The sequence below is a fragment of the Nonomuraea sp. H19 genome (assembly GCF_052068215.1).
In the GTDB taxonomy this organism is placed as follows: domain Bacteria; phylum Actinomycetota; class Actinomycetes; order Streptosporangiales; family Streptosporangiaceae; genus Nonomuraea.
Window position 1 is genome coordinate 220,984 of sequence record NZ_JBQHCV010000015.1, and the last position, 13,766, is coordinate 234,749.

Below are 13,766 nucleotides of genomic sequence, written 5' to 3' on the forward strand. Positions count from 1 at the left end.
CGGGTGAACCCAGAATGGCTCATGTCGATATCGGTACGGCTTCAGCTCATGCCTGGAATTGAATCCCCGGTCTCGCTGTCGATGAGATTCAGAGCCGAAACACGAAATCGCTGATCGGTCACTTGCAGCTGGTCCGCCGGTCCACGGCGTGGACCCGTACCGAGATGTCCACGATCACGTGCCGGTCGAACCGGGGTGGGCGATGACGCGTATCCCATGCAGTACGGAGGGTGCGTGGGGCCTGGTTCCGGCGGCGCGCTCGTCGCTGCGCCCGTCCTTTTTCAACGAGCGAGATGAGAGTCACGACATGTCTGTAGCCACGATTGCCACGCGGATTGCGATCAAGAACGTGACCCCGGATGTCTCCAGCGCGATGAGCGCCCTGCACGAGGCCGCCTTGGCCGCGGCGAAGGCGGCGGACATCCAGCCGGAGCTGCTCCAGCTGATCACGATCCGTGCGTCCCAGATCAACGGCTGCTCCCTCTCGCTCGACCGGCACACCCAGGACGCGCGGGCCATGGGCGAAAGCGAGCAGCGCATCCGCGAGGTGCGGGCCTGGCGGAACAGCAAGCTGTTCACCCACAGGGAGCGGGCCGCGCTGTCGCTGACAGAGGCGATCACCTTGGTCTTCGCGGGCCAGGTTCCGAACTCGGTGTACGCCGAGGCGGCGAGCCTCTTCGAGGAGACCCAGCTCGCGGCGCTGATCTGGGCCGCGACGGTGATCAACGCCCACAACCGCATCGCGATCACCACCCGCCTGGAGGGCAGCGGCGCGCCGCCGAAAGCGGCCGTCCGCTGAGGCTCGGGGCGACCCGATCACGCGACCCGGCGGTCTTGCGCAGTGACGCGTGATCGGGTGCGGGACGGCGTCCGGGCGGGCCCGGTGCTCACATGCCCGCTGCCGTCTCCTCCTTCGGTTCGGGCACGGGCTCGCGCCGCCGCGAGATGGTGAGGAGCGCGTCGCGGGGGTTCTGCTTGCAACTGTCGTGGCACGCCGCGTCCAGGCTGCAGCACAGCGAGCATATGGCGCCCTCGTGGAACGAGCAGGAGGCCATGTCCGGCCGCTCGTACGACATTCCGCAGCTCACGCAGACCAGCTCGGCGGGGTTGAGGCCCCCGTTGACGACGAGCGGCTCGGGCAGGTCGTCGACGCGGGCGATGTAGTACTTGCCCTTGGTCAGCCAGGCGATCAGGGGAGACAGGACGAAGGCCAGCCCCAGCGCGATGAACGGTGAGAACGCCTGGGCCAGATCGCCGAACACGTTGAAGAAGGCGAGGACGGAAACCGCCGAGGCGATCAGCATCGAGCCGAAGCCGACCGGGTTGAAGTTGTAGAGATGGGCGCGTTTGAACTCGATGTACGACGGGCTCAGCTTCAGCGGCTTGTTGACGACCAGATCGGCCACCACGGCGCCGATCCAGGCGATGGCGACGTTGGAGTAGAAGCCGAGCACCATGTTGAGGAGGCCGAAGACGCCGAGCTCCATCAGGGCCAGCGCGATGCCCACGTTGAAGAAGATCCACACCACCCGGCCGGGGTGGCGGTGCAGGATCCGGGAGAAGAAGTTGGCCCATGACAGGGACCCGGAGTAGGCGTTCGTGACGTTGATCTTTATCTGGGAGAGGATGACGAAGAACACCGCGAGGGCGACGACACCCGCGGGAATGATGACCCCGAAGCCTCCGATGTACTGCTCGATCGGCTCGACGGCCTTCGTCAGGCCCACCTGCCCGGCGACGAAGAAGGCGAGGAAGGCCCCGCCCAGTTGCTTGAGCCCGCCGAGCACGACCCAGCCGGGTCCGGCCGAGATGACCGCCGACCACCAGGCGACCTTGTTCTTCTCGGTCTTCTCCGGCATGAAGCGCAGGTAGTCGACCTGCTCGCCGATCTGCGCGATCAGGGACAGCGCGACGCCGGCGCCGAGTCCGAACCCGATGAGGCTGAACGTCGCCCCGCCGGGATTGTTGCCTGCGAAGTCCAGCCACTCGGCGTACTTGCCGGGCTCCTGGACGGCGATCGCCACGAAGGGCAGCACCATGAGGACGAGCCAGATCGGCTGAGTCCACACCTGCAGCTTGGACAGGGCCGTCATGCCGAAGACGACGAGCGGTAGCACGACGACGGAGCAGATCAGGTAGCCCAGCGGGAGTGGGACGCCCAACCCGGACTCCAGCGCCTGGGCCATGATCGCCCCCTCCAGCGCGAAGAAGATGAACGTGAAGCTGGCGTAGATCAGCGAGGTGATGGTCGAGCCGAGGTAGCCGAATCCGGCGCCCCTTGTCAGCAGGTCCATGTCGATCGCGTAGCGCGCCGAGTAGTAAGCGATGGGCATGCCGGTGACGAAGACGGTCACGGCGGTGACCAGGATGGCCGCGATCGCGTTGGGCACGCCGTGGGTGACCGCGATCGAAGCGCCGATCGCGAAGTCAGCGAGGTAGGCGATGCCTCCGAGGGCGGTGGTGGCCACGACGTAGGGTGACCACCGGCGGAAGGACTTCGGAGCGTATCGCAGCGAGTAATCCTCCAGGGTGCTGTTGTTGGTCCACGCGTTGTAACGCCGGGCTTTTCTGGCGGTCGCCGACATCTGATCTTCCTTTTCGGGCGGTGCCGAATGATTCGCATTCCGACGTTCCGGGAAGCTTCGGCGTCTTTTAATTTCTCCTTCGATAAGGGTCTGTTAGGTTGTTTTCACTGGCCCTTCCGGCCGTTTGTGACGAGGGGATGAACATGACTGAAGCCCGGCCAGGACTGTGCTGAGCTGCGGCGACAGCGTGCCGAAGGCTCGTACTGCCCGGCCGGGACAGGGTTTCTGTGCAACTGTGCAACGGGGATGGAAACGTCGTGTTCGCGGTCCTTGCAAAACGACGGATCAAGGAGAATGCTGCCGGTGGTTCAGGCGAGCGAATAAGTGTGCTCCCGGGAAATTCCAGTCGAGTGGGCAGGGGCGAGAGGGCGTATTTCCGGGACAATTTCTGCGATCAGGCGGGGTGTGGGCCTGCCGGAGGTCCGTGCTGGGCGACGGACGGCCCCCGGGTGGGCGTCCCGCGCCGGGCTCCTCGGCCGCGGGCCTGTCCGGCGAGACGCGTCGGCTCGAACGGGCCGCAGGCGGCGCAGTGGTACACGTGGGTCGGCAAGGCACCTCCCAGAGAATCGTTTCTACAGAAACTATTCATTTGAGAACTAATCGTCAAGCTTCCGCAGCCGTCTGATGTGCTTCTCCCACGTCGCCGGAGGTCGCGGACAGGATCTTCGATCCGGACGCCGGTACGCCGGAGGGGCTGTCTCCTCGTGTCGTCACGGCGGGTGCAGGAGGAACGCCAAGCTTACCGGAGTCAGGGCACGCGGGTTGATCTCCGGTGCGGATGAGGGGATCCGCGAGAGTGCGGCCGACTGCTAGTTGCTAGAGGAATATTTTCAGCAGGAGCGGTATCTTTGAGGGCACATGGATACGACACGGATCACCCAGCATGAGGCCGACCTGGCCAGGCTGCTCACGTTGGTCGAGCGACGGGTCGCCGGCCGGTTGGCGGCGACCCTCGAGGCGGCCGGGGCGACGCTCGAAGAGTGGCGCGTCACGTCGATCCTGGCCGACGACGCCGGACACCCGATGTCTGAGATCGCAGAGTATGCCCTGCTGCCTCCGCCGACGCTGACGAAGATCGTCGATCGCATGGTGGCGAACAACCTGGTCTACCGGCGAGTGGACGACGCCGACCGCCGGAGGGTTCTGGTCTTCCTGTCCGACCGGGGCCGCGAGCTGCACGGCAGGCTGATGGCGGCGACGGTGTCCGAACGCGAGAGCCTGGCGGCCGCCGTGGGTGCCGAGGAGTTGGCACTGCTCGGCGTTCTCCTCGCGCGTATCGCCGACCGCGCGCGCTGAGCGGCGCGGAGCGCCTGCTTGGCGGCACGCCGGCCTGCGCCGCCTGATTCAGGGCGGCCACTCCGCACCCCTCGGTCGCTCGGGCGAACGTCGCGCGCTATCAGGGCGACGCGTCACCAGGCGCGCGTGCGACCGACCCACACGTTACGAGCGTGGAAATAGGTGTCGCCGGCCGGACCCGGCTGCTCATCCCAGCCAGGATCGCCCTCCTCGATTCCGGAAGCCCAGGAGCCCATCTGCAGATTGATGATGAGCCACTGCGGGACACCGGCCCAGCCGACTCCCCGGTGGGTCGCCTTCCAGACCCCGTCGAAGTAGTAGTCGCACATGACGTCGTTTCCGTCCTTGTACATCCAGACGCGGTACTTGTGCCACTCATCGGGGTCATGGCCGCTGATCGGCTCACGCTCGACGACATTTCCCCCGCTGTCATCCTTGCTCCAGGTATTGAAGAGGTTGGTGGCGTCCCCCACGTATTCCAGGATGTCGCTCTCCGGAGGCCAGGCCGGCCAGACTCCGGTGGTCCAGAAAGCCGGCCAGATGCCCAGCCCCGTCTGCGTGCGGAATTCGCCCTCGATGTCATATTCGGGGAACTGGTCGTTGACCAGGATCTGCTCCTTGGCGTGGATGGCGCCTGAGCGGTACCACAGGGGGGCGTGCGGCGGGTGCGTGCTGCTCCCATCCGGCGCAGCCAGCCGGGTCGCCGTCAGGGTCAGCACGCCCTGAGCGAGAGAGACCTGGCTGGAGTGCATCCTGGCGGCGCCATTGTGGGTGTCGGCCTCGCCGTCCCAGGGATAGAGATAATTCCATTCCTGGTTGAAGGCCGAAGAACTGCTGAAGGAGGACTTCTCGATGATGTTCTCCCACGAGGCTCCGCTACGGCGGCTGCGGTTGGCGGCTAAGGACGTGGCGTGCGCCCCGCTGGGGACGAGTGAAAGCCCTAGGGACAGACCGCCGACGGCCGCCGACGCCAGGAACTGACGCCGATCGATTCCTTGTCCGGACATATCTTTCCTTTCTTTGATCCCGAAAGTCGTCAGGCACCGGCGTGCGCATTGATGCCGGTTGCCTGACCGAGGGGGAGTCGCAGGGGTGCTGTGGACCACATACGGCCCGCCGTACAGGTGAGCGCCGACCTCCTTGCCCGGCTTTGCCGCAAGCGGTCCCCATTCGGGGGAATGATCATGGTGGGGCGGCAACAGTATGCCTCGCGTCGGGCCGGCTGTGTCACGACTGCGCGCAGGCGACCGCCGACCGGTGAAGGCGTTGCGTGCGAACTCGCTCCGCCGGACCGCGACCCGCTGCATGATCACCATGCTGTCTCCATCGCGTCTCGAAGAAGAGCATCCCCTCCTTGAGGAGAAGGTCCCACGCAAGAATCAGGGCGGGTCGCAGACCTGAGGACAGGCCGACGAGACAGACCCGGGGCACGCTGGACGGGCGCTCCCCGGAAGGAGAACACCATGATCGACTCAAGCGTCCCGCACTCTGCTCGAATCTGGAACTACTGGCTGGGTGGCAAGGACAATTACGAGGTCGACCGCATCGCGGGGGACGAGTACAGGAAGATCTTCCCCGAAGTCGTCGAACTCGCCCGTGCGTCCAGGGCGTTCCTCGCCCGCGCCATCACTTACCTGACCGGGGAAGCGGGTCTCAGGCAATTCCTGGACATCGGCACCGGGCTGCCCACAGGGGACAACACCCACGAGATCGCGCAGCGAATCGCCCCCGAGTCGGGGATCGTCTATGTCGACAACGACCCCCTCGTGCTGGTCCATGCCCGTGCGCTGCTGGTCGGCACGCCGGAGGGCGCCACCGATTACATTGACGCGGACGTGCGCGACACCGAGACCATCTTGACGGCCGCGGCGAAGACGCTGGACTTCAGCAAGCCCGTGGCGCTCAACCTCAGCGGCATCATGGGCCACATCGCCGACCTGGACGAGGCGCTGTCGATCGTCGCACGGCTGATGGGCGCCTTGGCGCCGGGCAGCTACCTGGCACTCAACGACGGCACCAACGTACACAGCGCCGCGGGGACGGAGGCGCAGGAGCAGTACAACGAGAGCGGCGCCGTAGCGTACATCCAGCGCACTCCCCAGGAGCTCGCACGCTTCTTCGAGGGCTTGGAGCTGGTCGAGCCGGGCGTGGTGACGGTCAACCACTGGCACTCGAACGGCCGCGAGCTCGACGCCTACGGCGGGGTCGGCCGGAAGTGAGAGGCGGTCAGGTATGCAGGGCGCTGGCATCCTCGCAGGCCACGTATGCCTGCGACGCCCTCTGAACCCGGGTTTCCTGCTTTCCGAGCGCGGTCGCCAGCAGCGCGAGCCCGGCGCCGATGCTCTCCATCCGCTGGCCGCGTGCCTGCCAGTACATGCGGCCGTAGTCATCGGCGCCGAGGGCGGCGCGTGCCACGCCCGACGACGCCTCGAACCGGGCGTGCACGTCGGCCACATCACCGGCCATGCTGTCCGCTGCGCACGCCAACCGGTGAAGGTGGCTCCGGCTGTAGGCAACACCGTCGAACTCCACGGGTCGGCAGCCTAGCGGCAGGCGCCGCCATCGGATGTGCTTGATGCCGATATTCACCACAAAGTCGGGGAAAGGTGGTATTGCTGGGATGTCTGATGCTTGTGTGGCCAGATCTCTAAGGGACATAGATGACGACGGACGAGCCGTGGCGGCTGTTGGAGCAACTCGTCCAGGAGGTCAACCAGCAAACCGAGCAGCTCAGGAAGATGCACGAGAAGGTACGGGAGCTGTCGGCGACAGTCAGGTCGAAGGACGGCATGGTGACCGTGACCGTCGGCCCCCGCGGTGAAGTGCGGACGATCGAGTTCGACCCACGGGTCTACCGCAAGCTGTCGCCGTCGGAGCTGTCCGCCTTGCTCGTCGAGCAGATCGGGCTGGCGACCCGGCAGGTTTCCGGTGAGATGAAGGAGCTGATGGAGCCCTTCGTGCCGGATCTTCCGTTCGAGGACCTGTTCGGCGAGGGAACGAGCTTCGAGTCATTCCTGCCGCAACCCGGCAGACGAGAGCCGCAGGATCCACGGCCGCGATCATGATCAGCCCTAGCCGATCATGACAGTCGATCGAGAAGGATGACACCGTCTGATGGGGCTCGATCTCAGCCTGGTGCCCGACGTGGTCAAGCCGCTGGCGCAGCCGTTGACGGGCGGGGCGTTGCCGGAAGCCGACATCGACGGGATTCTTGCCGAGGCAGGGACACTGGAGAACCTGGCGGATCTGCTGGCCAAGATCAAGGCGGAGGACGCCGGCGCAGTCGTGCGGATGCTACGCGACCGGGAATGGCAGGGCTCCGCGAAGGAGGCGTTCGAGCAGGCGTTCGCCGCGCTCGGCGGGCAGGCGGGCGCCGCCGGCCCCGGTTCCGAGGAGACGCTGCTCGACCTGCTGGAGCAGGCGCTCCGGGACGAGGCGGCGGCCCTGCGCGAGCACGGCGTGCGGATGCAGCACACCGAGTGGATGATCTATGCCGCGCTGGCGCTGCTCGGCGCAATGATCGTCAGGCTGCTGGTGTGGATCTACGTCAATGGCCCGGCCGTTCTCGCGCTGATCCAGCACAACACCCTGCTGACCCAGATGAATATCCAGACGATGAAGCGGCTCGTCCTCACCAGCATGCTGAAATTCGCCGGGATCATGGGCGGCCTGGACTTCGGCGTGCAGGTGGCGCAGCAGATCTGGGGGGATCGTGAAGCGGGGGACTTCGACGTCGCCTCGCTGGCGATGTCCGTCGGCAGCGGCGCCCTGACCGGTGCCCTGTTCGCCGGTGCCAACGTGGGTCTTTCGCGCCTGCTGAGCCGCGAGATGGTGTACGTCGCCTCCCGGGCAGAGCTGGCGGTGCGTGACAAAATCGTGGCGATCGGGCAGAGCATGTACGGCCAGGCGCTGCTGGGTGGGGTGGCGGGCACCGGCGGCGCCGTCCCCGGGCTCGCAATCAGCGGGCAACTCGACGCCTCACACCTGGCCTACACCTTCATCTCCGGCGTCGCCGGCGGCCTCGACATCCCAGCCGCGGCGCGGGTGAGCTACATCCCGATGCGTGCAGTCGCCGAAATCGGCGACACAACGCTCACCGACGCCCCACACGTCGACGGCGACCCACGGCGCGCACCCGGCGAGCAATCCCCGCCCACTCCTAGAGCCGTGGATCCCACGAGGCCGGGCGGCAACACCCCGCCGGCCACCGGCCACGACACGACTACCCTGGTGCACCACTCCCGGCCCGGAGACCACGCCGACACCCTGATCAACCGGCAGCCGTCCGAACCGGCCGCCAACCCGCCCCAGCCGCACTCGAGCGGGGTGATCGTGGGTGAGGTCACCCGGCGCCATGACACGCCGTTGTACGGCGCGGCCGGGGACAGAGCCGAACAAGGCGGAACCCCCGCCCGGCCCCCGCAGAACCTCCCAGCCGAGCGAACCCCGATCAGCGAAACCACTCGCGCCACTCCGCGAGCCGAGGCCGTGATTCCGGGTGACCTCCCTCGCAGTTCACTGCTCCCCGCCACCGTCCCAGCGATCATCAGCGCGACCTCCGATGGCGCTGGTGGCGCCGAACCGGACGCGGCACAGGGAAACCATCATGGTCAGGGGAGCGCGGCTCCCAGAACCGCCGAACCGGCGGCACCTGCATCAACCGGCCAGAGCAGGCCGGAACAACCACAGCCGTCCTTCACGGACGACTCCGCTCTCTCCGCGTCTCACCCGCTCCGCGAGCACAGCACACCGCCGGTGACCGATCCGCAGATATCGGCGCTCCCGGAGATGCCCCAGGACCGGACGGGACCGGCCCCGGAGCCCGGGGCGGGCCCGGCCGCCGCTCGGTTCGTGACGAATCACGGAGACCGGCCCAGCGAGGCGATGATCGCGGATTCCTCGCCGATCGCCGAGGCGGCGGCGTCCATCCGTCCGCACTCCTCCGAGCAAGGGGAACGCCCTGCGGATGGGGCCACATCGGGTGCCATGGCCGACATCTCGCGTACGGGTCTCCAGAGCGACCCGAGCGTGTCCGCCGCCCGGTCCAGCGCACTGCCCGAGGACCCTCGCCGGATCGAGCCGGTGATGAAGCGGGTGGCGGGCCTGCTCAGCCGGGACGGCGCATACGACCCGATCAGCGGTGCCGCCTGGGAGGCCGCCTATTCCACGGCGGTGAAGAGGCTGATGGACGATATGCGGTCCTCGACCAAGGACCTGCTCGGCGTGGGGCGCAAGCGAAATCTGCAGGGGGCGATCGGCGACCCCGGGAGCGATCTCGTCCAGAGCGAGATCCACGTCATGGGAAGAACCACCAGGACCTGGCAAGCGGTCGAACGAAGCTCCATCTCGTCCTTTGTGGAAAGCTCTCGCAAGTTCGCGGACGAGCCACGCCGGATCATCCGCCAGATACCGTTCGACTCGCCCGAAGCGCACCACACAGTGAGACGGCTGGCCGTCGAGGAGCTCCTGAGAACGTGGGGATACGGTGGCAGCGAGATGCTGCCGGAGCGGCTGGCCATGCACATGGCCGCGCGCGATGAATTCGGGCTGACCAGGGTCCTCGACCTGGAGACGTACGGTGATCCCAGCCGTAACAAGACCGCCAGGAACGTCTATGCCCGTAGCGGGGACATGCTGCGCGACTTCCTCCGCCAGCAGTACGCGGAGACGCAGCGCGAACTGGGCCGCCGTGGCATCGAAGAGCTGGTGCTCTACCGAGGGATGGCGTTCAACCCCCTACATCCGCTGCCGAGCTTGGCGGGCGCCGCGGACGGCGACGTCGTGGAAGCCCCGCTGTCACTACCGTTGCAGCCCTGGAGCGCCATGCCCGGGGTCGCCAAGCGGTACACCGGTCTGGGAGACGGGGCCGTCATGGCGGGGATCTTCCCCGCCTCCCAGGTGCTGTCCACCCCGTGGACGGGAATGGGCCAGCTACCTCTCAACGAGTTCGTCCTGCTCGCCACGCCCGGCGAGGTCACCGTGCTGCGGCCACCCGGCGGGACCGCTCCCGACATGTCGGCATCGTATCCCGACCTTCCCGCCGGCTGGCAGCTGTCGAAGTCCGGCGACGGGTGGACACACTGCGAGCAGGGGCACAGGCACTGGGGAACCGAAGGCGGGGCAGGTCTGCTGGCCTATCACCGTCTTCCTGACGGTGAGGTTCGCGTCCTCATGCAGCTCCGCTCCATGGAAACGCACCACGGAGGGACCTGGGGACTGCCCGGTGGCGCCCGCCAAAGCGGCGAGCACCCGATCGATGCCGGCCTCCGTGAAGCCGGCGAGGAGAACAGGCTGGACACGAGCGAGGTGAACGTGCGGGGAGTCCACCACGACGACCACGGTGGCTGGGCGTTCGACACCGTCATCGGTGAGATGTCCTACCTGGCTGACGTATGGCCCGCGTCCCGCGAGTCCCTCGACAACGCATGGGTGCCGCTGGAGGAGGTGTCGCGTCTCAAACTGCACCCCGACCTCGCCCGAGCATGGCCCGACGTACGCGCGGAACTCGAACGCGTCCTGGCGAACATGGGCCGGGAAACCGCACCCCCCGCGTCACGTATCCCACAAGAGCCGATCGGAACCGCCGTCCCGGAAACGGCGAGGGAACGAACACGCCCGGCGGGAACCCCAGCCGGACCCCATCAGGTGCCCGGCCCCCCGAACACCACGATTCCCGACGGATTCTCTCCGATAGCGGATCCGCGGCCACGGAACTTCGCCGAAGCCGCGGCGATCGTCCACCGCTGGACGCCCGACAACGGGAACACCGCGGACCCGAACCGCGGGCAGCACGGCCATCCGCACCAGGACGGCACGGCGAACCGGATCGAACGGCTGCTCAGCGGCTCTCCGGAGGGACGGGGTCCGGACCGCACCGACTCGCCGCCGGCCGTGCCGGATGAGGAACTCCTGGCAGAAGGCCGGCGCCTGACAGAACAGCTGGCCGTCATCGACGAAGGCGAGACGACAGCAATAGCTCTGGCATCGATGAGCCGGACCATCGGCGGGCCGAACCCGGGAAGGGCCCTCCATGACCTGGCGGGCGAACTCGGCTTGAACCGCGATATCGACGCCCTGGTCGAACTCTTCAACGACGCCCCGCGGTATGGCATGTTCCCGGACACCGCGACCGACCGTGCAGCCCTGATCGGCACTCTCAGGAGGAGCATGGCAGCAGACCCTTTGCGCTGGACAGGGTACCGGCACCAAACCCTGTTCTCTCTCCGCGACGCAACCGCCACGCAAGCACGCACGGTCGGGCTCATGATCGAGATGATGGGGGACCCTGTCACCCAAAGCAGGGCCCGAAACTTCACCAGACCCGTGCTCGAGCGGTACGGCATTCGCGAGGTCAGCCAATTACTCCCCGTCGTCCAGGCGGCCCATGACAACGGCTACCTCCCACGCGGAGCGACCGGGGACACGGCATTCCGTGCGGCCATGGACCGGTTCTGGCAAGAAGACCCGTACCTGTGGAACGGCGTGCTGCTCGCCGAAAGGCATTCCTTGACCGATCTCCGTGACCCGACGGCACGTTTGATCGCGCGCCTGGACGAGATCGTCACGCACTCGGGCGGTGATAGGGAGCGCACCGTCCTTACGCTGGAGCGCCTGGCCGACGATGTCGGGCAAGGACGCTCGATCGAGCAACTCGTACGCCTGGCCAAGGATGCGCAGGCGCGCGGAGCCGACCTCGCGCGGGCGGCCGACCCCCAGGAGCTCACCGGCCGCCTCACCGCATACCGGGCGCGAGACCCGCGTCTTTGGGATGGACTGCGGATCGCGGCCGAGCACCACATCCCGCATCCAAGCGACGACGAGGCGCGAGCCCTTTCCCGTCTCGCTGAGATCACCAGCTCCGAGCCGTCATCCCGGTTGTGGGTGTTCCATCCGTTGCGCCGGCTGGCGGGAGACGCGGGTCTCGACCATTCCGTCGAACGGCTGGCGCAGAGGACGGTAGAGGCCCAGCAGAACGGCTTCGACCTCTTCGGGCCGGTCGATCGGCGGCAGGTGCTCGACGCCCTGACTCAACACCTCGGCCCTTCCGCGATCGGCCGGCTGCCGGACCCGCCGAACCTCCCGCCGGGGCTGCACGATCTCTCCCCCTCGATCGTCCGAGATGCCCGCCAGGTCGCGATCAACGAACACGCGAAGGCGCAGCAGGAGTATCGCCAGACCCGCCCTACGCTGCGCCGGGCCCTGTCACTGGTCACCGGCCTCGACCCGCTGGCCGTGGCGGAGCAGGAACGAGTCGCCTCGCTGGAGGCCCGGGTCCGGGCGTGGCAGCGTTGGCCGGATACCCCCGAGGTGTCTTTCACGAGGGATTTCCCGGCATTCCTGAGGGCTTACGATCAGGCGGTGGAACGCGCCGCCAGAGGGGAGGCGGTGATTCCCTACATGCTCGAGAACGCCACCGCATCCCTGGCGGCCCGTGACGGCGGCCGCGGATTCGGGCTGGAGCTCGAGTTCGACCTGCCGGCTCACACCGCCCGCCGAGGCCGGGAGGCCATCGCCCGTGCCCTGTACGAGGCCGGTCTGACCGGCGATGCTCAGGTGCACGGCAACCACACCATGCAGGGTCAGGGCTACCGTTCGGGAAGGAACGGCGGGCGCGGCCTATGGAAGCTGGAACTTGACGGCACGGTGGCGGGCGAACTGGTCTCGCCCATCCTGTACGACGAGCCGGCGACGTGGGAGAACCTCCGCATCGCCTGCGCGATCATCCGATCGCATGGCGGTACGGCCAGCCTCTCGACCGGTGGGCACGTCCACGTGAGCACGCACGACTACGACCACATTGTGGGGAACTACACCAGTCTGGTGAATCACGTGGACCATCACACCGATACGTTGTTCAGGCTCGGGCACAATCCGGAGCGGGAGAGTCACCGGGGCCTCAAGCATTGCCGTCCCATCCAGATGCCCGCTGAGGGCTACGAGTCGGTGGCTCCGGTGCGGCGTTTCAACAGCGGCAACAACGTCGCGGTGAACATGGAGAGCATGGATGGGTCCTCGAAGGGCCACAGCGAGCTTCGGCTGTGGGACGGTTCGCTCGACCCCGCCGTGATCCAGTCCCAGGTGAAGGTGTCGATCGCGCAGGTCGAGGCGGCGTTCCGCAACGTGACGCTGGGCGATCTTCCCAACCGGGGCCGGCCTGACCGGCTGGGCGCCCACGCCGAACTCCTCAAGCTGGTTCCCGCGCCGGACCGCACCGAGCGGGGGAGCCTTTCCTTCCGAACTCTGATGGACGAGATATTCTGGCGGGCCGCCGACAAGGAGCAGCTCACCGCCTTGTACGCCGCCACTCGCTGGGTGCGCCCGGAATGACGGCGCAGGACGACCTCACCACGAGACGGGATGCCATCCAGTGGCCGTGATCATCCGTAACACCTCAGCGACGGAGCCACCTCCGGCCGCGCCGATCAAAGGCGACGGCCGGCCGTACCGCTATGAGATGATCTATGCGGGCGGGACCTACCGTGGCTATGCCGACGACTCCGCCGAGCTGGCCGGGATGCTCATCCCCGGTTACGACCGGCTCGCCACCGACGACGAGCGCGCGACGGCGCGGGTCCGCCTCGCCATGGACATGCAGGTCAGGATGCAAGCTCAGCTCGCGGCCGGAGGACACCTCGATGCATGCAGCGAGGCGGAGCGCGCCGTGCTCCTCGGCGGACGACACGAACCACCGGCCCCCTCCCGATGGGAGGCGCCGGTTCCCCTGGTCCTGGTCTCGGCCTTCTACGAGCCCGCCGGGGTCCTGCCGAGGCCGTCGGGGCCCGCGGAACTACAGGTCTGGCTCGACCCGGCAGACGATTGGACATTGCTGACCAGCCTGCACACGGCTGGCATGATCGCTGTCAGAACGCGGGGCGAGGATTGACG

Annotated in this window: 9 protein-coding genes; 6 read left to right on the forward strand and 3 right to left on the reverse strand. The window is 67.3% G+C overall.

What is annotated here, in order from left to right; all coding sequences use genetic code 11:
* Positions 1 to 307 precede the first annotated feature (307 nt).
* On the forward strand, positions 308 to 799 hold the full coding sequence (locus ACTMTI_RS31495; RefSeq protein WP_441124269.1) for a carboxymuconolactone decarboxylase family protein: 492 nt from the start codon (positions 308 to 310) through the stop codon (positions 797 to 799).
* Between the two features lie 88 nt (positions 800 to 887).
* Here ACTMTI_RS31495 and ACTMTI_RS31500 read toward each other — a convergent pair whose 3' ends face one another.
* The gene (locus ACTMTI_RS31500; protein ID WP_441124270.1) at positions 888 to 2,585 is read right to left on the reverse strand and encodes a purine-cytosine permease family protein; all 1,698 of its coding nucleotides are present in this window, start codon (positions 2,583 to 2,585) and stop codon (positions 888 to 890) included.
* 858 nt (positions 2,586 to 3,443) lie between these two features.
* Here ACTMTI_RS31500 and ACTMTI_RS31505 point away from each other — a divergent pair.
* Complete coding sequence (locus tag ACTMTI_RS31505; protein ID WP_441124271.1) at positions 3,444 to 3,881, forward strand: MarR family winged helix-turn-helix transcriptional regulator; 438 nt, start codon at positions 3,444 to 3,446, stop codon at positions 3,879 to 3,881.
* A 113-nt stretch (positions 3,882 to 3,994) separates the two neighbouring features.
* Here ACTMTI_RS31505 and ACTMTI_RS31510 read toward each other — a convergent pair whose 3' ends face one another.
* Positions 3,995 to 5,197 (reverse strand): glycoside hydrolase family 16 protein, encoded by a 1,203-nt coding sequence (locus ACTMTI_RS31510; protein WP_441124272.1) that lies wholly within the window; start codon positions 5,195 to 5,197, stop codon positions 3,995 to 3,997.
* 147 nt (positions 5,198 to 5,344) lie between these two features.
* Between ACTMTI_RS31510 and ACTMTI_RS31515 the strand changes: the two genes are divergently transcribed.
* Positions 5,345 to 6,100, forward strand: a complete 756-nt coding sequence (locus ACTMTI_RS31515) for an SAM-dependent methyltransferase (RefSeq protein ID WP_441124273.1) — start codon at positions 5,345 to 5,347, stop codon at positions 6,098 to 6,100.
* 7 nt (positions 6,101 to 6,107) lie between these two features.
* On the opposite strand, the gene ACTMTI_RS31520 is transcribed toward ACTMTI_RS31515, so the two are convergent.
* Entirely contained in the window at positions 6,108 to 6,413 is a 306-nt protein-coding gene (locus ACTMTI_RS31520; protein WP_441124274.1) for a hypothetical protein, read from the reverse strand.
* Positions 6,414 to 6,541: 128 nt separating this feature from the next.
* Between ACTMTI_RS31520 and ACTMTI_RS31525 the strand changes: the two genes are divergently transcribed.
* The 3 genes from ACTMTI_RS31525 to ACTMTI_RS31535 are packed head-to-tail and all read left to right on the forward strand — an operon-like array spanning position 6,542 to position 13,764.
* Positions 6,542 to 6,946: a YbaB/EbfC family nucleoid-associated protein gene (locus ACTMTI_RS31525; protein ID WP_441124275.1), complete on the forward strand. Its 405-nt coding sequence runs from the start codon at positions 6,542 to 6,544 to the stop codon at positions 6,944 to 6,946.
* A gap of 49 nt (positions 6,947 to 6,995) precedes the next feature.
* Positions 6,996 to 13,208: an NUDIX domain-containing protein gene (locus tag ACTMTI_RS31530; RefSeq protein WP_441124276.1), complete on the forward strand. Its 6,213-nt coding sequence runs from the start codon at positions 6,996 to 6,998 to the stop codon at positions 13,206 to 13,208.
* A gap of 46 nt (positions 13,209 to 13,254) precedes the next feature.
* Complete coding sequence (locus ACTMTI_RS31535; protein ID WP_441124277.1) at positions 13,255 to 13,764, forward strand: hypothetical protein; 510 nt, start codon at positions 13,255 to 13,257, stop codon at positions 13,762 to 13,764.
* Positions 13,765 to 13,766: the final 2 nt, after the last annotated feature.